The organism is Pseudoalteromonas sp. 4NS20-0020 (assembly GCF_057554385.1).
Map to the genome: position 1 here is coordinate 77,053 of NZ_BAAJMI010000003.1, position 19,661 is coordinate 96,713.

The window sequence follows — 19,661 nt, forward strand, 5'->3', positions numbered from 1 at the left end:
ACTCATATATCGTTTAGTTTTTTTAGTAATGCGTCTAATTTGAGAATCGCATTGTCAAAATCAAATTCATCAAATGCATCAGCTATTGCGGCAATGTCATCTGAAAAGGGTTCACCTGAAAACGTTTGCAGGTTCGTCAATGCATTATCGTTTAATTCAGCGTTTTGTGCTGAGTCATAAAGTGCTTCACACAGCTGTGTTAATTCATCAATTGACACTACATTATTTTTACTTTCAGGTTTATCAGTTTGATCACATTCTTTTGTCGTTAATAATTGTGAAATAACAGCCAGTTCAGCTTTTATTGATTGTAAAATATTATCAACGTCCTCGCCTTGTTTAATAGCTTGCTCTAGATTGGATAAAAGTCTCATTAGTGCAATAAGACCAAGGTTTCCAGCAATCCCTTTTAAAGTGTGTATTAAACTATAGCTATTTTGAGTGTTTAGCTGAGGCTCGTTTATAAGTGTGTCGAAGCGTTTGTCATTGTCTTTAATAAATTTAGTGATTTCAGTCAGCTGTTTACACTTCGATCCCCATAACGCTAATCCTTTTTTAAAGTCGATGTGTTTTGCATTTGGATCTGTTTGTGCTATTTCGATTTCTTTTGAAACACCTAAACCAAGTACTTGTGCAATTTCTTGATTTAATTGATTAATGTCAATTGGTTTGTTTGCAAACCCATTCATGCCTGCTTTTTTAGCTAATAGTTTATCTTGCTGTAAAACGCTGGCGGTTAAAGCAATAATAGGAATATTTTTTAACTGTTGTTGTTTTTCTATCTCGCGTATTTTTATCGAAGCTTCAATACCGTCACATTCTGGCATGTGAATATCCATTAAAATGACATCAAAATCGTGTTGTTTGAAGGTGTCAATTGCCTCAAGACCATTACTCGCTTTTGTAACCGCATGGTGATCCCTGGAAAGTAATAACGAGAGAAGCTCAGTATTTTGTTCTATGTCGTCAACGACCAAAATTCTTAGGGCAGGTAACTGTGTATGAAGGCCATCAAAATAGTCAATTTTTTCTTCATCACCCACTTTAAGAGGAAGCGAAAAATAAAAGCAGGTGCCTTTATTTATTTCACTGACTAAATTTATAGTTCCCCCCATCAGCTCAACAAGTTGTTTGCTGATAGTTGTTCCAAGCCCTGTACCACCAAAGCGGCGGGTAGTCGTTCCGTCAGCTTGGACAAAAGGTTGAAAAATAGCGCTCACTCTATCCTTTTCAATCCCAATGCCGGTGTCTTGTACTTCAAAAAATAAATGCCCATTTTGTGTGGTGCTTACGGTAATGGTCACAGAGCCATGCTCTGTAAACTTAATCGCATTGCCAATAAGGTTAGTTAAAATCTGTCTTAACCTGTCTGGATCACCGTAATAGGTATTTTGCACTGATTCTTTAATAATAAGATGAAGTAAAAGATCTTTCTTTTTTGCTTCTAACCAAAACGTTGAAATGATGCTGTCTATAACGGGTTTAAGGCTAAAGTGAACTGCCTCAATGGTCAACTTACCACGTTCTAATTTAGCTGAATCGAGTACCTCGTTAAGCAAGCGAAGAAGCGACCGGGCTGCGTTATTAACGGTAACAAGGTGCTTTTGCTGCTCATTATTGAGTGGTGTATCCATGAGCAGGTCGCTAAAGCCGATAATAGAGTTCATAGGGGTGCGTATTTCGTGGCTCATATTAGCCATAAACGACTGTTTTGCTTGTGCGGCTTCTTCAGCGATGAGTTTCGCTTTTTCGAGCTTCTCTTCGTACTCTTTACGCTCGGTGATATCAACAAACACGCCATCTATCCACTGAGCTTCGTCTTTATTATTAAAGTAAAAACTACCTTGGTCTAATAACCATAAAACTTTACCATTTCTATGACGAATTCTATATTCGATAGAATATTGGCGCTTTTCTTTAACTGCTGAAGTTACTGCATCTATTACTGCCTGTTGGTCAGTTTTTAAAATAAGGTCGTTAAACTCTAAGCAATGCTCAGTAAATTCATCTGATTGATAACCTGTTAACTCTAAAATACTTGGGCTTATGAATAACATACTCCAATTATCATCTAGCCTACATCTAAATACAGCACCCGGCATATTGTTTATTAAAGAACGGTATTTTTGCTCTTTTTCAACAAGGCTGCGTTGTAATTCACGTTGTTCGGTTAAATCAGTGATATAACCAACATAAAGTGGGGTTTGTCCTGGCTGGTTAACTTCACCAATGCCTATTCTAATAGGAAAAAGATGGCCTTCTTTGTGTTTTGCAAAAATTTCACGGTTTACACCGAGCACCTTGTTTGAGTTAACATCTTTTGCATTAGAGAGGTATTCATCGTGATGCTTAGCCAGCTTTTCATCCATTAACATTTTTATATTTTTGTTTTTTACTTCATGTTCTTGCCAGCCAAAAATATGTGTGGCTGAGGCATTAAAACTTAAAATATGCCCTCTGTGATCAATGGTTACTATGGCATCGATGGCTGTTTCGAGTATGGCATTCAGACGAGACTCATCGGCAGACTTTTCTTCTAGCAACATTTTATAACGAACCATTCCGTTAATAACCGCCACGACGCTTGTAATAGCAACCGTTGCTGTAGCAACAGCAATTGCGACAAATGTAAGACCGGCGGATGCGTTAATATCATCGAATAGCAGTGGCGAAGTTGCAACAAAACGGGTTGCTGCCATGCCCATATAGTGCATTCCTGCAACAGCAAGGCCCAAAATAATTGCGCTTATGGTGCGGCTTTGTAGAGGCGTTAATGTAGGGAAAAATTTATCTAAGTTAAATCGACTATAAAGAGCAATAAAAGAAAGTGCTATTGCAACAAATATTGATAAAACAAACATAAGTGGGTCGTAGCGTAATAAAGGAGCCAACTCCATAGCGGCCATGCCGCTATAATGCATTGTGCCAATGCCTGCGCCTAATAATACAGAACATAAACCAAGTATTTTGAAGCTCGCTTTATTGTTAATTAAAATAGAAATTGCAAATAGGCAAGCAAAAAAAGCAGGAAGAAAAGACAATATAGTTATTGTTGGGTCGTATTTAATATTTGTGCAGAGCGAGAAGGCCAGCATACCGATAAAGTGCATACTCCAAATACCGGCCGAAAATATTGCTGCGGCAGTAAATTTTGCTAGGCGTTCATAATTATGAAATTTTGTTTCTTTGGCTAAATCAATCAATCGGGTTGTAAAAAAAGAAGCAAATATTGCTATTAAAACAGATATAGATACTAAAAGAGGGTCGTAAACGCCGTTAACTACTAGGCTAGGGTCGTGGTCTGTAATAAAAAATGCAGATAGCATATTGGCTCAAAAATTAGTCTTTAGGTAGCCAGTTTAATATATTCATCATATAAATAAATACTTAATTAACTAGAGCGGTATAAAAAATGAGTTTGTTTCAATTTTTTAACGTATAGTTTTCAAGTTATTATTTTTTATATTTATTTTGTCAAACTGATAGAGAAGCATTTTGCTATCATATGAATGACACAGATGATAACCAAAATAGGGTTGCATCAGATTAGCGCATAAATATTTGTAGTGAGTACTTAAAATTAGGTCAATGAGAGAAAGCAGTGTTTGATTACCAACTAAAAAAAAGTAAACGAAGAAAAACAGTCGCTATAAAGGTTCATGATCAATCTGTCACTGTATATGCCCCCCATTATGTTGCCCAAAAACAAATCGATAGCTGGTTACTTGAAAAGCAACCCTGGATTGAAGCACAATTAAAAAAGCAGCTTAATGCAGTCGATATTAAGCAGTATCCCCTTATCCATAATAAAATTAAGATATTTTCTGACTGGGTTAAATTAAGTTTTTTAGAAAGCTCATTATCTGATATTCAAGAGCACAATAATGTTTTGTTGGTAACACACTCTACTAGAGTAAAAAATTACAATGGTAAATACGAAAGTTTGATTAAACAGTATTTAGAAGAGAAGTTGGCGGCGTATATTGAAATGCGTATTAACTATTATTGCAAAATAATGAAAGAAGAATTGCCTCAAAAATTAAGTATTGCCATATATAAGCGCCGTTGGGGGAGTTGCAACAGCAGGCGAGAACTAACTTTTAATTTACACCTAATAGGGGCTCCTCATGCCGTTATTGATTATGTAATAGTGCATGAACTGGCTCATTTGCAGTATTTAAACCACAGTAAGGACTTTTGGGCTAGAGTAGAGGCATTTTTTCCTGATCATAAAATTGCATCAGATTGGCTAAAAACACAGGGAACAAGTTTACAGTGGGTGTTTTAAGCTAATTTTAATATAGGAATATAGGAATATAGAAGAAGTGGTGGAGGGAGCTGGATTCGAACCAGCGAAGGCTGAGCCGTCAGATTTACAGTCTGATCCCTTTGGCCGCTCGGGAACCCCTCCACACTATTTTTGTTACATTTGGCCCCACTTAACTTAGCGGTAAGAAAAGTGGTGGAGGGAGCTGGATTCGAACCAGCGAAGGCTGAGCCGTCAGATTTACAGTCTGATCCCTTTGGCCGCTCGGGAACCCCTCCAATGCAACGGCGCTGATAATAGCAAAATGTGCCTTTAAGTAAAGAAAAAAGCTAAAGAAAATTTAAATAAAGCCGATAAATATTCATTACTCATTCCAATCGGCTAAAGTCTATGCAAATCGATGATTTGTTAATCACAGAGCAGCAATTAAGTACTCGGTTAAACCAAAGTGTACATGCAGACCGCCGTGGTGAATTTTCATTGCTGTTAGCAATGCTTTCACAAGATGCTTTAGATTTTAGTCAATTTCATTTACCTAAAAGTGAAATTGAAGATAACACAACTCAAGAAGCGCAGTTAAGAGAGCAATTAGGAGCAGGACCAAAGCAGCCATTAGCACCCAGTGAATTTAATATGCTAATTGGGCAGTTTAATGCACAGCGTTTGTCTTTGGTTGGTGAGAATAAAGGCATGGCCGATATAAAGCTAAATCAGTGTTTAAACCCTGAGCCCTTTTCGATTAGAGATGATGTAAACCACATACCCCTACCCATTATAGATAATTGTGAACTTGCTGTGCGAAGACGTTTACAAAAAGACGAAATAGAAATAGATAATCCAAAAATGGATGTCGCAGGCTTTTATGACGTTCTAACAGACGTAAATCAGCGTGAACCATTACATTTGACGATGGCATAATTTATGATTTCATCAAATAGTGTCTAGTAACACTACCCATCACTGATTAAATTTTACGACTGCGCCAAATCCGAATTGACTAAAAATTGATTTAATGTAAAAAAAGCATCCAAAAATTAAATGCAATTGCTATAATGGCTACAAATGGTATGACATGAATGCCGTTATCATTAAACCAAGGTAATTAGGAACGTAATGAAGAAAACATTCACGCTAAATCACGAGAAAATCAAATACCCTCGTATGGTTGATGCTGCAAAGCATGAAGTGAAAAAATATTTGAAAAGAGAGCGCAACAAAACTCTACCAGAAGATGCAGATTATTGGGCATTTGACTGTAAGTTTGGTAAAACGGTTGAAGATGCGCAAGTGGTTCATGTAGCTGAAATCAGCAACTGTATTAGCGATATTGAAAAGCAAGAATTGATGTCTTTTTACTTAGAAATATTGGCAAAACCTGCACAGCGTCAACAGCTAGACCTTGATAACGACGAGTAATAATTAGCGTTTGTGCATATCAAATTATTTAAATGGGCCATTGGCCCATTTTTTATGCCTATAGATTACCTTCAAGCTTTTTTCTTTTGAGCTAGCTCAAAGTATTTTACATCGTTTTAGGGCTTTAACTGTTAAATTGTTATTAATGCTACCTTTTCCCTCAATATTAACCACTTCATTAATAGAGTTAGTACTAAATCTAAAAGGTTATAAAGGGAGTTGTGTTTAATAAATTTACGAAGCTATGCATTAAATGTGAGTATTTAATTAGCAACGGAGTGAAGTAAATAATGTACTTCACTTAAAAAGAGGGGATTACGCGCTATGGCATTTTTTGTATTTTTTTGCGCTGCCACAAGGGCAATCATCATTCCTGCCAACTTTTATATCAGCGACCGGAAATATAATACCATCGAGATATCGCCACTGGTGTTGCTCTTTTATAAATTGAGAGCGCTCATGTAACACACAATATAGGTTTTGATAAAAATAGGTAGCTTTAAACTCAACGACCCCTTTATTTTCATCGCTGTTTGTTTCAATAACAGATAAGCTTACAAATCGACAACTGGTCGCAAATTCTTTAATTTCATTTATAGGGTTTTCAGCTTGCTTTTCACTTGCATATGTTTGGTATACGTATTTAGCATTTTTTTGTACGTAAGCTGTATACCTAGAGCGCATTAACTGCTCCGGTGTTTCTGATTGTTTATCACCTAATAGCAGTGGTTCACAGCAATCTTCGTAATTTTTTTGGTTTCCACAAAAGCAAGTGTTGTTATTTAAATAATTCATAATTGTTACATAAGATTTAAAACATCATTTTAGCAAGCTTGCTGTATGTAAGGTATATCAAGTACGTCAGAATTTTTAGTAAAACAATATAACTTTGTTTTTGTGTTACTTAAGTTAAGCGATAAGTTGCTCAATAACTGATTGTTTAACATATCAGTCCATGTAATGACCGCTGCAAAGTTACCATTATGCAGTGCGCTACGCAGTACATATTCTAAATTTACTAAATGTTTTTGCCTAATGACTAATAGTTTACTTGTGTCTATTGAACATGAATCAAGCAAAGCTTTACTAGGAACATGATCTGGTGCGATTAACAAAGTCCAAGCATTTAAACTATTGTACTGGTGTAACACCTTCAATAGCTCAAACGTTGCCGATATATCATCTTCAATTTGAATCACGTTAACACAATCAGATAGTTCGTCTTGTTGATAGCTTTTTACTGTTCTTACGGTTATTGGCTGTAACATATCATCTCGCTCACTGGGTTTATATACAGTACATGTATACAGTAGTTTATACAGTGTTATGGCGCAAGTGTTTTTTTGCTATTTTTTTATACAAATTTATATTCTATTTTTAAGGATATGTATTTTAATGTATATATTGTTGATATTTATCGCTTTTATTTAAATTTGAATGTTAGTGGGTGAGTTTTTTTATACAAGCTGAAAAGGTTTGCTTACGTTTTTTATAAATTTAAATTATAGCTCTGTACTGTATACAGTACTTTTACGAGCTAAGTTTCGGGCTTTTACTAAGGGGAAGGGGGGATTAAATGGGCATATTGTAATTGATGAATTTGTTCATATAAACTGGCTGCATAACATTGGGCATCCTTAAAACGCTTTGTTTCTATATATTTTCTTAAATCAGCAAGCGCAACTGTAGCTGGCTCATGACCCTGGCTACTCGATAAGCTAAGCCAAGCAACTCCATGAAATACACTTTGTGGAACACCTTGGCCTTTTACAAAAAACAAGCCTAAATAAAATTGCCCTCGGTGATCACCAGACATTGCCGATAAACGCATCCACTTTGCAGCTAAAGCAGGCTGGTTATTTTTTAAATAATATAGCGCCTTATTAAGCGTACTTTGTTGAGAGCTATCATTTTCAGGCGACGAATTAGTATCGCCTGGCTGTGTCACAAAAGACAAAATGTTGTCTAATTGTTGTTCTAAATCATAACCTGTTGGTGTGGTTTTTATCATATGCTGTCATTCGGTATAGTTAACTACTTCAATAGTTTAGTATATCGCAAGGTAAAATGTCCTGAAAAATATACTTTTTATGATAAAATCTCGCTACTTTTTATTGTTTTAAGTTCATTATGTTAGAAGCTTTATTTAAAATTAACGAAAATGGGTCAACGGTTCGACGAGAATGCATCGCCGGAATGACTACTTTTATCACAATGGTTTACATTGTATTTGTGAACCCTGCGATGTTAGCAGAAGCGGGAATGGATCAAGGGGCTGCTTTTGTTGCTACTTGTATTGCTGCTGCAATAGGTTGTTTTATTATGGGGTTATGGGCCAATTACCCATTAGCTTTAGCACCTGGTATGGGGTTAAACGCCTTTTTTACGTATGGCGTTGTATTAGGTATGGGATACACCTGGGAAGCTGCGTTGGGCGCAGTATTTATGTCGGGTTGTATATTTTTATTATTGAGTTTATTTAAGGTTAGAGAATGGATAATAAATGCCATTCCATTAGTTTTAAAACGGGCTATTGCGACAGGCATTGGCGCATTTTTAGCCTTAATAGCACTTAAAAATGCAGGCATTATTGTGGCAAGCCCCGCTACATTTGTGCAGTTGGGTGACATAACATCTGCGGGACCGTTACTGGCTATATTTAGCTTTTTTATTATTGCGGCATTGTTATATCGTGATTTTAAAAGTGGAGTGTTGATCAGTATTTTATTGGTTACTGCTATCTCACTTGGTTTAGGTTTAGTTGAATACCAGGGAATTATTGCTGCACCGCCTTCAATTTTACCTACTTTTATGCAGTTGGATTTTGCTGCTGCTTTAGAACTTTCAATGCTTAGTGTTATTTTTGCATTTTTGTTTGTCGATTTGTTTGACACGTCAGGTACACTTGTAGCTGTAACGCAAAAGGCTGGTCTTGCAGATGAAAAAGGAAACATGCCACGGTTAGGACGTGCACTCAGTGCCGATAGCTCAGCCACCATTGCAGGTGCAATGTTAGGTACCTCAACAACCACATCTTATATAGAGTCAGTTGCGGGTGTATCTGTTGGTGGGCGTACAGGTTTAACTGCAGTGGTAGTTGGTTGCTGCTTTTTGCTAATGATGTTCTTTGCACCGTTAGCTAATATGGTACCAGCTTATGCAACAGCGGGCGCAATCTTATATGTTGCTGTACTTATGCTACAAAACCTAAAGTTTGTGGACTGGGACGATATGACTGACGCTATTCCAGTAGCCGTTGTGCTGTTAATGACGCCGCTTACGTTTTCAATTGCGCATGGTATTGCGCTTGGTTTTATTTCATATACGGCGGTTAAGTTGCTTTGTGGTAAACGCAGTGAAATAACAATTAGTGTATGGATATTAACCGTGTTATTTATTGTTAAATTCGCGTTTTTATCATAAATAACAAAGTTTTGTTTTGATATATAACTACCAGCGACGTTATGTGATTTATCCCTGTTGGGGAAGCTAAACTCTCGGTTATAAAATTTAATGCTAAAAAAGCCCATACACAGTATGGGCTTTTATATTATTCAGTGGAAAGCTGCTGTTACCATTTCTTTTTTGGAGCAAACAGCACATCTAAATCGTCTTGTTCTTGCTCGTTTTTCTTTTTTAGGGCGCTTGCGTTAGATGCTTTTAGCTCGACGCTAATTTCCTCTAAGTAACGTTCCACTTCTTGACGTTTAGCATTTACATATTCGTCTGAATAAGGCACTGCACTAAGCGTTGCGTAGGCTTTTTCAAAATATTGTCTAGCAGAGCCAACCATACTCGCAGAACGTGCCGAAATACCGCGTTTAATTTGGCTTTCTATATTTATTTTAAGCTGCAATTTCTCAAGCAGTTTGTCTTCGCCTGTAAATACTTGGCTATTAACACGGCCCTTAGTGTGTTCAGAACGTAGGATCACACGTAATTTTTTAATCCCTTGAATTAGCGCAACAAGCTGTTTGTCGTTACTTGGTAATGCTAATGACTCACTACTGGTTCCTTGCACCGGGTTAGAGAGATGCTGTTTCATTTCTTCTAAACGGCTCTTTAGCGCTTTTGAGGTTGGCGAATGCGTAACCATTGTTTTGAGTGCTTCGGCAATTCGGCTTTGTAGAACCCTAATAACGTTTTCAGATAGCGGAATATTAGCCTGGTTCATTAATGCTTCTTCAGTTTCTTCAATGATCGCCTTTTGTTTTGTGAGTTCTTTTCGGCGCTCATTTTCTTGTTTTTCTTTGTGTTGCTGAACAGCACTTACCCAAAGTGCAATCACAACCAAAGCAACTATAAGGACAATTATAATAGACACGATCATGGTGTAATTCTCGGATTCATAACCTAATTTTTTAATATTACATTAAATATAAGCCATCGGGGTAGTTTTGCGCGAATTAACTTCAAATTAGGTAAATTAACTGTCGTTAAATATAAGGACTATGAGATTAATTCGTCTAATCTTGGCTACCTCAAGTATATTTATTATGCTAGCCTTGAGCACCACTTCGATAAATGCACGCTATAAGCTTAATCAACGCTACCAGTAAAACTGATCTAGCTTTATAGAATTGCCTTTATTTATAATAAATTACAACGTAAAAATGCAACCATGAAATTACAACAACTCAGATACATAGTAGAAGTACAAAATCATAAATTAAATGTTTCAGCAACGGCTGAGAGTTTATTTACCTCACAGCCTGGTATTTCTAAACAAGTACGTATGTTAGAAGATGAGTTAGGTGTTCAAATTTTTGGGCGAAGTGGCAAGCATTTAACGCATGTAACTAGTGCCGGTGAAGATATTATAAATATCTCGCGTGAGATACTTTCAAAGGTAGAAGGTATAAAAGCGGTAGCTAACGAGCACACATTACCAGACCAAGGTAAGCTCAATATAGCAACAACGCACACTCAAGCACGTTATGCTTTACCTAGTGTGATTCAGGGGTTTATGAAAAAATACCCTGCAGTATCATTGCATATGCACCAAGGTACACCGCAACAAATATCTGATGCCGCAGCAAGGGGCGATGCCGATTTTGCCATTGCAACTGAAGCGCTTCATTTATACTCTGATTTAGTTATGTTGCCTTGTTATCATTGGAATCGCAGTATTGTTGTTGCAAAGGATCATCCACTTGCTAAAAAAGCCAATAGTTTAACGGTAGCAGATATTGCCGAATACCCGCTAATTACTTATGTATTTGGTTTTACGGGTCGCTCTGAATTAGACAAAGCATTTAGCGCCCATGGGTTAGAGCCGCATATTGTATTTACGGCGACTGATGCCGATGTAATTAAAACCTATGTGCGTTTAGGGCTTGGCGTAGGGGTAGTGGCTTCAATGGCGATTGATGAAATCACTGATACTGATTTAGTCTGCATTGATGCAAGTCACTTATTTGAAGCTAGCACTACAAAAATTGGCTTTAGAAAAGGCAGCTTTTTACGTACTTATATGTATGACTTTATAGAACGATTTGCGCCGCATTTAACTAAAGAGCGAGTGGAGCGCGCGAGTTTATTACGTAATCAAGACGATGTAGATAAGTTATTTGAAGATATAGAGTTACCTGTAAAGTAGCACTGGGTCTGATAACAAAAACCGACTATTTATTGATAGTCGGTTTTTTTGTTTAAGGTTAGCCTAACACTCGATAATGTTAACGGCTAAACCACCGCGCGCGGTTTCTTTGTATTTTGTTTTCATATCATTACCTGTTTCAAGCATGGTTTTTATTACTTTATCAAGTGATACTTTTTGCTCGCCACTACCACGAATTGCCAATCGAGAAGCATTGATGGCTTTTATAGCCCCCATCGCATTACGTTCAATACAAGGAACTTGCACTAAGCCGCCAACAGGGTCGCACGTTAAACCTAAATTATGCTCCATGCCTATTTCAGCTGCGTTTTCAACTTGTACAACATTACCACCCACAATTTCAGTTAATGCTCCGGCGGCCATTGAACACGCAACACCTACTTCGCCTTGGCAGCCCACTTCGGCACCAGAAATAGACGCATTCTTTTTATATAAAATACCAATTGCAGCGGCTGTTAGTAAATAACGCGTGGCAATGTCGCGGTCTACTTCTTTTACAAATGTATGATAGTACATAAGCACAGCGGGTAGAATGCCAGCAGCACCATTAGTAGGAGCTGTTACCACTCGTCCACCGGCGGCATTTTCTTCATTAACGGCAAGTGCAAATAGGTCGACCCAATCCATTGCTCTGAGTGGATCGTTGCTCACTTCGATATTCAGTTTTAAGTATAGGCTGGGTGCACGTCGTTTTACTTTTAAACCGCCAGGTAAAATTCCTTCTGTACGCATTCCGCGCTCAATACAGGCTTTCATTACTTGCCAAATATGAAATAACTCATCTTTTATAGCGTCTTCGGTTCGAAGTGTGCGTTCGTTTTTCATCATCAAGCTAGATACACTCAGGCCTGAGTCTTTACACATTTCAAGTAGCTCTTTTGCGCTACTAAAAGGATATGGCGCTGGGTTTTCTTCTCTAATATCGAGCGCTGCTTGCTTTTCGTTTTCAAATTCTTCGTCGGTAACAATAAAGCCGCCGCCGATAGAGTAGTACACTTTGCTATAAAGCTTTTCACCATTAGCTGAAGCAATAATCTCCATTGCATTAGAGTGCTTTGGGAGCGTTTTACGACGATGAAAAATAATAGCACCTTGCTTAGGAAAGTTGGCTTTGTGTGTTTGGTTTAAATAAATAACTTGTTCTTGCTCGATAGTTAATAAAATATCATCGACTAAATCGGCATCGATTGTTTCTGGGTCATAGCCTGCTAAGCCAAGTACAACAGCTTTGCCAGAACCATGACCTATACCTGTTTGACCTAACGATCCATATAGCTCTACTTTTATATCGGTAACACTTTTTAATAGCTGTTTTTCATGGAGTTCATTAACAAATAAGCGTGATGCGCGCATTGGGCCAACGGTGTGTGATGACGAAGGGCCAATACCAATGCTAAACATATCAAATGCACTGATCATAGTGTGTGTCTCTTATTAATTTACTCAGCCCGAGGCTGCTCTTTGAACGGTCGAGCATAATAACGCGGAATTGTTAGCATGTAACTATTATTAACGAAGATTTAAACTGGTAAGGCTAGTTGTTTTGTAAAGTTTTTTATAATGCTAGCAGTTGCTCCCCAAAGTAACCCATGGGGGGTAACAAACCCCTGTAGGGTTATTTCTTTACCAAAACGTTGAAATGGCAAAGGTTGCCAGTTAGCTTCAGTGCTTAATTCATTTAAAGAGAGTAAAAAGCTAGCCTGTACTTCATTGTGATCGTTTACCCACTGCGTATTTTTATGCAAAACACATACGTAGGGACGAATACTAAACCCTGTTAAAGTGGAGTACTCTGGTAAATTGCCAAGGACATTTACGTCTTTGTGCGCAATGTTTAACTCTTCTTTCAATTCACGTAGTGCCGTTGTACGAAGCGTTTTGTCGCTTGCCTCATATTTACCACCGGGTAAGCAAATTTCACCTGGGTGATGATGCAAATAAGTAGGGCGCTTACACAGTAAAATATGTGCATGCCCAGCTACATCTATAATGGGCAGCATAACGGCACTGGCGCGTTTATTTCGAGAGTCTTTTATTTGATTTGGCGCAGCGGTTGGGCTTAATTGAAAACGCGTTTTAATAAAGTCACTATTCAAGATCACCTACTCTTTAATAAAGGTAAAATTTTATTTACCTTATCGTAAGTCTCTTGGTATTCCAATTCGACTTTAGAATCAGCGACAATTCCGCCTCCGGCCCAACAGTAAATATGCTGCTCATAACAAACTAAAGTTCGAATAGTAATACTGGTATCCATATTACCGCAGGCACTTAAATAACCTATAGAGCCACAGTAAACACTGCGCTGATGAGGTTCTAGTTCTTCTATAATTTCCATCGCGCGTATTTTGGGTGCTCCAGTAATAGACCCCCCAGGAAAAGCGGCCTCGAGTTGATCAACGGCTGTTTTATTAATATCAAGTTCGGCGGTCACTGTACTTACTAAATGGTGTACGGCCGGAAAACTTTCAATTGCAAATAAAGAAGGCACTTTAACGCTGCCGGGTTTGGCTACTTTACCTAAGTCGTTACGAAGTAAATCTACAATCATCACGTTTTCTGCGCGATCTTTGGATGAGTTTGCAAGTTTTAACGCTTGTGCACTATCTTCGTGGGCGTCAGCTTTACGTGCAAGTGTCCCTTTTATTGGTTTAGTTTCTACAATATTGTTTTGAATCGATATAAAGCGCTCAGGCGAAATTGACAAAATAGCGCCTGCAGGGTGATTAATAAAACTTGAAAAAGGCGCTTTATTAGCTTCGCGTAATTTAACATACGCTGACCAAGGGTCACCGCTATATTGGGCTTTAAAGCGCTGCGCTAGATTAATTTGATAACAATCACCGCTTTTTAAATAGTCTTCAATTACAGCAAACTTTTTGGCGTATTGTGTTTGGCTCATATTAGAAAACCACTCAGACGTTAACTCAAACTTTGCGTCAATTGGAGTTGATGCTAGATACTTCTCGTAAAGCGCGCGTCTTTCAACATGTGGCTGTGAAACATAAAACCACGCATTTTGCTGTCTATCAAAAATAAGTGCATCTAAATAAAGGCCTACAGCCATTTGCGGTAAGTGTATATCTTGCTCTGCTATGGTTGGCATTTTTTCAATTATACGACCCAAGTCATAGCCGAAATAACCTAACCAGCCTCCATTAAATGGCAAGTCAAAAGGTGCTTTTGTGTCACTGAGTTTGCGCAAATGGGTATTCATTATCTCAAAACAGCTTAGCTCACTTTGCTCGCCATTGAATAATGTTTTGTTATCGCTCACTTCAAGCAAGTGTTCAGGTTCTATGGAAATTATGTCGTAGCGACTATTTACATGGTCGCTATAAGCAGAGTCGAGCAGTATGGCATGAGGCAGATGAGAAAAATGCGAAAATACATCAATACAATTTTGTGTTATTGATAATTTTATACAATTATTTTTATTGTTTAGCATTTACTACCCCTATAAGAACTGGCTCCAAACGGGCTGGGAGGGTATCATAAGTCAAATTTTTTTGGCAGCGTTTAGTATAAAATCAACGTTGTAATTAAAACAGTACAAACCACCGTCACCGGTTTGGTATAGATTACGCTTAAGCGTAAAGCTAACTTAAGGAACCATTATGAGTACAATCCGTCAGCAAGACTTTATTGATAGCATTGAAGATGCATTGCAATATATTTCGTTCTACCATCCACTTGATTTTGTTCAAGCATTAGAAAAAGCTTACAACAAAGAACAAAGTAAAGCTGCTAAAGATGCTATTGCGCAAATTTTAATTAACTCGCGCATGTCGGCTGAAGGCAAGCGTCCGCTTTGTCAAGATACAGGTATTATTACGTGTTTTGTAAAAGTGGGTATGGATGTTAAGTGGGATAAAACAGACTTAACAGTTCAACAAATGGTTGATGAAGGTACTCGCCGTGCGTATTTGAATCCAGACAACCCGCTTCGTGCTTCTATTGTTGCAGACCCTGCTGGTACTCGTAAAAACACAAAAGATAATACACCTTCGGTTGTTCACATCGATTTGGTAGCTGGTGGCGAAGTAGAAGTCATGGTTGCAGCAAAAGGTGGCGGCTCTGAAAACAAAAGTAAAATGGTTATGTTAAACCCTTCAGACGATGTTGCTGCCTGGGTAGAAAAAACACTGCCTACAATGGGTGCTGGTTGGTGTCCACCAGGCATGCTGGGTATAGGTATTGGTGGCACAGCAGAAAAAGCTGCAGTAATGGCTAAAGAGTCATTGATGGATCCGGTTGATATCCATGAGCTTATGGAGCGTGGGGCGGAAACTACAGAAGAAAAGCTTCGTCTAGAAATATTCGAACGTGCAAACAAACTAGGTATTGGTGCACAAGGCCTGGGCGGGTTAACAACGGTTGTTGATATTAAAATTAAAACCGCTCCTACCCATGCAGCTTCAAAACCAGTGGTGATGATCCCTAACTGTGCAGCAACTCGTCACGTGCACTTTACTTTGGATGGTTCAGGTCCTGCTGATTTAAAAGCGCCAAAGCTTGAGGATTGGCCTGAAGTGACTTTTGAAGTGGGTGAGGGGACACGTCGTGTAAATTTAGACACGCTGACGAAAGATGATGTTCAAGAATGGAAAATGGGTGAAACCGTTTTACTTTCAGGCACCATTTTAACTGGCCGTGATGCAGCGCATAAACGTTTGCAAGACATGATCAACTCTGGCGAAGGCTTACCTGAAGGCGTTGATTTTGATAATAAATTTATATACTACGTTGGCCCTGTAGACGCTGTTGGTGATGAAGCGGTGGGCCCTGCAGGCCCAACTACAGCAACACGTATGGATAAATTTACCGATATGATGCTAGAAAAAACTGGCATTGTAGGCATGATTGGTAAAGCAGAGCGCGGCCCTGCAACGGTTGAATCAATCAAAGAGCATAAATCTGTTTACTTGATGGCTGTAGGTGGTGCTGCGTATTTAGTATCTAAAGCGATTAAAAAAGCGCGTGTAGTTGCGTTTGAAGATTTAGGTATGGAAGCGATTTACGAGTTTGAAGTTGAAGACATGCCTGTAACGGTTGCAGTAGATAGCGAAGGTGCCAATGCACATACGCAAGGTCCTGCGATTTGGAAGGCAAAAATTGCTGAGCTTGATAGCAAATTAAAGTAATTGTTACCTTTGTTTATGAAGCGAGCCATGTGCTCGCTTTTTTATTTTAAAATCATCAATATTGAGTGAAAACTGATCTTACCAGTTGTGTGGTAATTGTTTATATAAATATAAATCATTAAATAACAATTGCTTGCGTGTTAATGGTGGATGTATTAAAAACTTTACGTAAAAATCAATAGTTACGCTAACGTAAACGTAAAGAAGTGTACCCTTGTGTTATTTTAGTTTTAATGTCTATTTTTGTAATTTATTTTAAATTTTTTATTTGTTAATAAGTTATAAGTTGATTATTTAATTTAATCACTTGGTGTTTGTTAGCTTTATCATCTTGATGTGTGGCGAACACTATCTTGAAGTGGTAAAGTCTCGACAATTTCCAGCGCGTACACCCTCTCACGGGTCAATTTTTCGGAGTATTTTAAGTGGCTGTGTTTAATCAAGTTGAATTTGATAACCATGAACAAGTAGTCTTTTGTTCTGACAAAGAGTCAGGTTTAAAAGCAATTATTGCTGTGCATAGTACCAAGTTGGGGCCTGCTGTTGGTGGGTGTAGAATGTGGGATTACGCTAAAGATGAAGACGCAGTGTATGATGTTTTGCGTTTATCAAAAGGGATGACTTACAAAAACGCGGTTGCGCGCCTTCCTTTTGGTGGTGGAAAATCTGTCATTATTGGTAACGCCAAAGAAATTAAATCGGAACAACTTTTTCGTGCATTTGGTCGCCAATTAGAGCGTTTAAATGGTAGCTATTATTCAGCAGAAGACGTCAATATTACGTGTGCCGACGTTGCTTTAATGAACAAAGAAACAAATTACGTTCTTGGCCTTGAAGGCAAAAGTGGAAACCCATCTCCTTTTACTGCATACGGCACTTTTTTAGGTATTAAAGCTGCACTGCAACATCAACGCGGCCACCAAGACTTCTCGGGCATAAAAGTAGCTGTACAAGGTTTAGGGGCTGTTGCTTACGGCTTGTGTCAGCACTTAGCTGATGCAGGTGCTAAGTTGTTTGTGACAGATATAAACCAGGTTGCAATTGATCGTGTTGTTAACGATTTTGGTGCAACAGCTGTTGGTATTGATGACATTTATGACTTAGATGTAGATGTGTATGCACCCTGTGCATTAGGCGCAACCATAAACGATGACACTATACCTCGTATTAAAGCAACCATTATTGCTGGTTGTGCTAATAATCAGTTAGCACAATCACGCCATGGTGAAATTATTCGTGAAAAAGGCATTTTGTATGCGCCAGATTACGTTATAAACGCAGGGGGTATTATTAATGTTTATTACGAAACTGCGCCAGAAGGTTATACCGTTGAGGCCTCTAATAAACACGTTGAGGGTATTTTTAATACGCTAACAGAAATTTTTGCTCGCAGCGAAAAAGAGCAAAAATCGACGCACTTAATTGCAGATGAGCTTGCTCAAGAAATAATACAAAATGGCCTTTAGGTTTATATTTAGGTCTTGAAGAAAGGGGATGCATTTGCGTCCCCTTTTTTGTTATTAATGCTATTTTTATGAAACAACGTTACACTTTATTTTTAATTAAGTGTGGTATGTATAATGACGTCAACTTCGAATATGCAGCCTATCGACTTTGATAGCTGGCCTCGTAAACAACATTTTGAACTATTTAAAAATTTTACCCAGCCATACTTTAATGTGTGTGTTCAGCTAAACGCACAAAAACTGTTTGATTACTGTAAGGCTCAAAATATATCGTTTTTTCAAGCCTATGTTTATTGCACACTAAAAGCTTGCTTCGCTTATGAACCAATTATGTTACGAATTATAGAATCCAAGCCCTGGTTACTTACAAGCATCCGTGCAAGTGTTGTTGAACTTGATGAAGACGAGTGCTTTGTATTTAGTTATTTTGATTATTTGGGCTCTTTCAAAGAGTTCTCAGCCAATAGCGACAAAGTAAGTAAACAATCTAAGTCAAACTCACTATTTAGCGACGCATTTGCCAATACAGAGGGGCAAGCTGATTTAATTCATATATCTGTTTTACCATGGCTTAATTTTAGCGCTTTTTCACATGCATTTAGCGAAGGGCAAAGTTTAGGGATCCCTAAATTTGTATTTGGTCAATACGACAAAGAAGCTGGCACGATGCCACTGTCTGTTGACGTACATCACTCTTTAATGGATGGTCTACACGTTGCGCGCTTTGTAAAGGTGTTACAAGCTGAGTGTGATCATTTTAAATGTAAATGACGGTAGTAAAAAAAGTATTTTAAAAATCTATAATAACCACAGCAGTTGAAAATTCATCCCGGTGAACATATTTATAAAGGCACATATATGTTTAGGGTATTGCCATGATAAATGGACTGTTAATTGGTGTTTTAGTGTTATTTGTGGCGATACTTTGGCAATGGCCTTCTATCCAAGCCTCCCTTTGGCGCAATAAGTATCAACGTATGGGTTTAAGCTCTCAGCAAAAAGATATCTTATTGCGCTGTATGCCTATTTACCGAAAGATGACGGATGCTGATAGAGCCAAACTTGAGAGACATATTGTTTGGTTTTTAAATGAAAAGCGCTTTATTGGCTGCGATGGATTAAAGCTCACACCTGCCATGAAACTTATTGTTGCTGCTGATGCCTGCGTACTCGTGCTTAACAAGCCGTGGCCTCTTTATACTAATGTAAAAGAAATACTATTGTACCCAAGTGCTTATTACGCACCGCAAACCACGCGCGATAGTGCTGGTTTAGTCAGTTATCATAATACGGTGAGACAAGGTGAATCGTGGCCTGGGGGAACATTGGTACTCAGTTGGCATGATGTATTAGAAGGAAGCCGCTTACCCAGTGATGGGCATAACTTGGTGTTTCACGAATTTGCTCATCAGTTAGATCAGGAAACAGGTAAAACAACAGGTACGCCACTTTTAAAAAGCTCGGCGGATTATAAAGAGTGGGCAAGGGTATTTAGTCGTGCCTTTACGCAGCTTAAAAGTCATGTGGCGTATAGTATGCCTCACGTTGTTCATAGTTATGGCGCAACAAACGAGGCCGAATTTTTTGCGGTGATCACCGAAACCTTTATTGAAAAACCAGCAGAGTTACGGCGCTACGATCCAGAAATATATAGAATGCTGGTTAACTACTATCAATTTGACCCCATTTCTTGGCATTAAACGTAATAAACTGCGCTTTATCAAATAACGCTGGTAACTTTTGGTTGT

Annotated in this window: 17 protein-coding genes and 2 tRNA genes; 9 read left to right on the plus strand and 10 right to left on the minus strand. The window is 38.2% G+C overall.

Annotated elements, in window-relative coordinates; genetic code table 11:
* Nucleotides 1-2 precede the first annotated feature (2 nt).
* Nucleotides 3-3,326: an MHYT domain-containing protein gene (locus tag AC27JL_RS07640; protein WP_487195280.1), complete on the minus strand. Its 3,324-nt coding sequence runs from the start codon at nt 3,324-3,326 to the stop codon at nt 3-5.
* A 275-nt stretch (nt 3,327-3,601) separates the two neighbouring features.
* Between AC27JL_RS07640 and AC27JL_RS07645 the strand changes: the two genes are divergently transcribed.
* On the plus strand, nt 3,602-4,288 hold the full coding sequence (locus AC27JL_RS07645; protein ID WP_248519953.1) for a M48 family metallopeptidase: 687 nt from the start codon (nt 3,602-3,604) through the stop codon (nt 4,286-4,288).
* Between the two features lie 38 nt (nt 4,289-4,326).
* Here the strand turns inward: AC27JL_RS07645 and AC27JL_RS07650 are convergent.
* Nucleotides 4,327-4,411 (minus strand) — tRNA-Tyr (locus tag AC27JL_RS07650).
* A gap of 49 nt (nt 4,412-4,460) precedes the next feature.
* Nucleotides 4,461-4,545 (minus strand) — tRNA-Tyr (locus tag AC27JL_RS07655).
* Between the two features lie 112 nt (nt 4,546-4,657).
* Here AC27JL_RS07655 and AC27JL_RS07660 point away from each other — a divergent pair.
* The gene (locus AC27JL_RS07660; protein WP_006792355.1) at nt 4,658-5,185 is read left to right on the plus strand and encodes a VC2046/SO_2500 family protein; all 528 of its coding nucleotides are present in this window, start codon (nt 4,658-4,660) and stop codon (nt 5,183-5,185) included.
* A gap of 195 nt (nt 5,186-5,380) precedes the next feature.
* On the plus strand, nt 5,381-5,683 hold the full coding sequence (locus AC27JL_RS07665) for a DUF6172 family protein (RefSeq protein ID WP_006792356.1): 303 nt from the start codon (nt 5,381-5,383) through the stop codon (nt 5,681-5,683).
* A gap of 315 nt (nt 5,684-5,998) precedes the next feature.
* Here the strand turns inward: AC27JL_RS07665 and AC27JL_RS07670 are convergent, their stop codons facing one another.
* The 3 genes from AC27JL_RS07670 to AC27JL_RS07680 form a co-directional block, all read right to left on the minus strand.
* On the minus strand, nt 5,999-6,478 hold the full coding sequence (locus AC27JL_RS07670; RefSeq protein WP_487195281.1) for a YchJ family protein: 480 nt from the start codon (nt 6,476-6,478) through the stop codon (nt 5,999-6,001).
* A 29-nt stretch (nt 6,479-6,507) separates the two neighbouring features.
* On the minus strand, nt 6,508-6,951 hold the full coding sequence (locus AC27JL_RS07675) for a SulA-like leucine-rich domain-containing protein (RefSeq protein WP_006792358.1): 444 nt from the start codon (nt 6,949-6,951) through the stop codon (nt 6,508-6,510).
* A 287-nt stretch (nt 6,952-7,238) separates the two neighbouring features.
* Nucleotides 7,239-7,694, minus strand: coding sequence for a tetratricopeptide repeat protein (locus tag AC27JL_RS07680; protein ID WP_487195282.1), 456 nt, complete (start codon nt 7,692-7,694; stop codon nt 7,239-7,241).
* A 119-nt stretch (nt 7,695-7,813) separates the two neighbouring features.
* On the opposite strand from AC27JL_RS07680, the gene AC27JL_RS07685 reads away from it, so the two are divergent.
* On the plus strand, nt 7,814-9,106 hold the full coding sequence (locus AC27JL_RS07685; RefSeq protein WP_167378159.1) for an NCS2 family permease: 1,293 nt from the start codon (nt 7,814-7,816) through the stop codon (nt 9,104-9,106).
* Nucleotides 9,107-9,254: 148 nt separating this feature from the next.
* Here the strand turns inward: AC27JL_RS07685 and AC27JL_RS07690 are convergent, their stop codons facing one another.
* Entirely contained in the window at nt 9,255-10,013 is a 759-nt protein-coding gene (locus tag AC27JL_RS07690; protein WP_006792361.1) for a hypothetical protein, read from the minus strand.
* A gap of 291 nt (nt 10,014-10,304) precedes the next feature.
* On the opposite strand from AC27JL_RS07690, the gene cysB reads away from it, so the two are divergent.
* Entirely contained in the window at nt 10,305-11,282 is a 978-nt protein-coding gene (cysB, locus tag AC27JL_RS07695) for an HTH-type transcriptional regulator CysB (RefSeq protein WP_006792362.1), read from the plus strand.
* A 63-nt stretch (nt 11,283-11,345) separates the two neighbouring features.
* Here the strand turns inward: cysB and AC27JL_RS07700 are convergent, their stop codons facing one another.
* The 3 genes from AC27JL_RS07700 to pabB all read right to left on the minus strand — a co-directional run bounded on the left by AC27JL_RS07700 (nt 11,346) and on the right by pabB (nt 14,751).
* A complete protein-coding gene (locus AC27JL_RS07700) occupies nt 11,346-12,722 on the minus strand; it encodes an L-serine ammonia-lyase (protein WP_487195283.1) in 1,377 nt (458 codons plus the stop codon).
* Nucleotides 12,723-12,823: 101 nt separating this feature from the next.
* Nucleotides 12,824-13,399 carry an NUDIX hydrolase gene (locus AC27JL_RS07705; protein ID WP_487195284.1) on the minus strand — a complete coding sequence of 192 codons (576 nt, stop codon included), beginning with the start codon at nt 13,397-13,399 and terminating at the stop codon, nt 12,824-12,826.
* A 2-nt stretch (nt 13,400-13,401) separates the two neighbouring features.
* On the minus strand, nt 13,402-14,751 hold the full coding sequence (gene pabB, locus AC27JL_RS07710; RefSeq protein WP_487195285.1) for an aminodeoxychorismate synthase component I: 1,350 nt from the start codon (nt 14,749-14,751) through the stop codon (nt 13,402-13,404).
* A 169-nt stretch (nt 14,752-14,920) separates the two neighbouring features.
* Here pabB and AC27JL_RS07715 point away from each other — a divergent pair, with 169 nt between their 5' ends.
* The 4 genes from AC27JL_RS07715 to AC27JL_RS07730 all read left to right on the plus strand — a co-directional run bounded on the left by AC27JL_RS07715 (nt 14,921) and on the right by AC27JL_RS07730 (nt 19,613).
* Complete coding sequence (locus tag AC27JL_RS07715; protein ID WP_006792366.1) at nt 14,921-16,447, plus strand: fumarate hydratase; 1,527 nt, start codon at nt 14,921-14,923, stop codon at nt 16,445-16,447.
* 425 nt (nt 16,448-16,872) lie between these two features.
* Nucleotides 16,873-17,913, plus strand: a complete 1,041-nt coding sequence (locus tag AC27JL_RS07720) for a Leu/Phe/Val dehydrogenase (protein ID WP_006792367.1) — start codon at nt 16,873-16,875, stop codon at nt 17,911-17,913.
* A 132-nt stretch (nt 17,914-18,045) separates the two neighbouring features.
* Complete coding sequence (locus AC27JL_RS07725) at nt 18,046-18,684, plus strand: CatA-like O-acetyltransferase (protein WP_487195596.1); 639 nt, start codon at nt 18,046-18,048, stop codon at nt 18,682-18,684.
* A 104-nt stretch (nt 18,685-18,788) separates the two neighbouring features.
* A complete protein-coding gene (locus AC27JL_RS07730; protein WP_487195286.1) occupies nt 18,789-19,613 on the plus strand; it encodes a M90 family metallopeptidase in 825 nt (274 codons plus the stop codon).
* Nucleotides 19,614-19,661 lie beyond the last annotated feature (48 nt).

What these genes read in the sequence shown, in the direction of transcription:
- AC27JL_RS07640 (WP_487195280.1), bottom strand. Translation starts at nt 3,326, where the DNA reads ATGCTATCTGCATTTTTTATTACAGACCACGACCCTAGCCTAGTAGTT.
- AC27JL_RS07660 (WP_006792355.1), top strand. Translation starts at nt 4,658, where the DNA reads ATGCAAATCGATGATTTGTTAATCACAGAGCAGCAATTAAGTACTCGG.
- AC27JL_RS07665 (WP_006792356.1), top strand. Translation starts at nt 5,381, where the DNA reads ATGAAGAAAACATTCACGCTAAATCACGAGAAAATCAAATACCCTCGT.
- AC27JL_RS07670 (WP_487195281.1), bottom strand. Translation starts at nt 6,478, where the DNA reads ATGAATTATTTAAATAACAACACTTGCTTTTGTGGAAACCAAAAAAAT.
- AC27JL_RS07675 (WP_006792358.1), bottom strand. Translation starts at nt 6,951, where the DNA reads ATGTTACAGCCAATAACCGTAAGAACAGTAAAAAGCTATCAACAAGAC.
- AC27JL_RS07680 (WP_487195282.1), bottom strand. Translation starts at nt 7,694, where the DNA reads ATGATAAAAACCACACCAACAGGTTATGATTTAGAACAACAATTAGAC.
- AC27JL_RS07685 (WP_167378159.1), top strand. Translation starts at nt 7,814, where the DNA reads ATGTTAGAAGCTTTATTTAAAATTAACGAAAATGGGTCAACGGTTCGA.
- AC27JL_RS07690 (WP_006792361.1), bottom strand. Translation starts at nt 10,013, where the DNA reads ATGATCGTGTCTATTATAATTGTCCTTATAGTTGCTTTGGTTGTGATT.
- cysB (WP_006792362.1), top strand. Translation starts at nt 10,305, where the DNA reads ATGAAATTACAACAACTCAGATACATAGTAGAAGTACAAAATCATAAA.
- AC27JL_RS07700 (WP_487195283.1), bottom strand. Translation starts at nt 12,722, where the DNA reads ATGATCAGTGCATTTGATATGTTTAGCATTGGTATTGGCCCTTCGTCA.
- pabB (WP_487195285.1), bottom strand. Translation starts at nt 14,751, where the DNA reads ATGCTAAACAATAAAAATAATTGTATAAAATTATCAATAACACAAAAT.
- AC27JL_RS07715 (WP_006792366.1), top strand. Translation starts at nt 14,921, where the DNA reads ATGAGTACAATCCGTCAGCAAGACTTTATTGATAGCATTGAAGATGCA.
- AC27JL_RS07725 (WP_487195596.1), top strand. Translation starts at nt 18,046, where the DNA reads ATGCAGCCTATCGACTTTGATAGCTGGCCTCGTAAACAACATTTTGAA.
- AC27JL_RS07730 (WP_487195286.1), top strand. Translation starts at nt 18,789, where the DNA reads ATGATAAATGGACTGTTAATTGGTGTTTTAGTGTTATTTGTGGCGATA.